Genomic DNA, 460 nt, shown 5'->3' with positions numbered 1-460 from the left:
TTCATCCTAGCGATAGGAATCAGAAGGTTAAAAAGATTGCTTGAATCGCATACATGCGACTCGGTTGATTACTTGATTACTTTCAATGTCGTTTTATCCAGTTTTCAATGAACAAATTATTGGTGGAGCCTAACGGGATCGAACCGTTGACCTCCTGCGTGCAAGGCAGGCGCTCTCCCAGCTGAGCTAAGGCCCCGGGATATATAAAAAGAGAGATGTTATGGTGGGCCTAAGTGGACTCGAACCACCGACCTCACGCTTATCAGGCGTGCGCTCTAACCAGCTGAGCTATAGGCCCCTCTTTCTATGTATGAAGATTACATAAACCTTCAAAACTGAACGCAAAACGTTAACGTGATAGATCGAAGATCTATCTTCCGAATGTTTCTTCCATATTTCAGGCAAGAAAACATAATCCTTAGAAAGGAGGTGATCCAGCCGCACCTTCCGATACGGCTAC

2 tRNA genes are annotated in these 460 nt (G+C 45.0%); both read right to left on the bottom strand.

The annotated features are described in order from the left end of the window. Window positions 1–120 precede the first annotated feature (120 nt). Window positions 121–196 (bottom strand) — tRNA-Ala (locus CSV64_RS16490). 25 nt (window positions 197–221) lie between these two features. After that, window positions 222–298: transfer RNA gene (locus CSV64_RS16485), tRNA-Ile, on the bottom strand. Window positions 299–460: the final 162 nt, after the last annotated feature.

Origin of the sequence: Sporosarcina sp. P32b (assembly GCF_002743335.1) — a bacterium.
Classification (GTDB): Bacteria; Bacillota; Bacilli; order Bacillales_A; family Planococcaceae; genus Sporosarcina.
The sequence above is the reverse complement of the archived record's forward strand: the minus strand, read 5'-3'. Positions and strand labels throughout refer to the sequence as shown.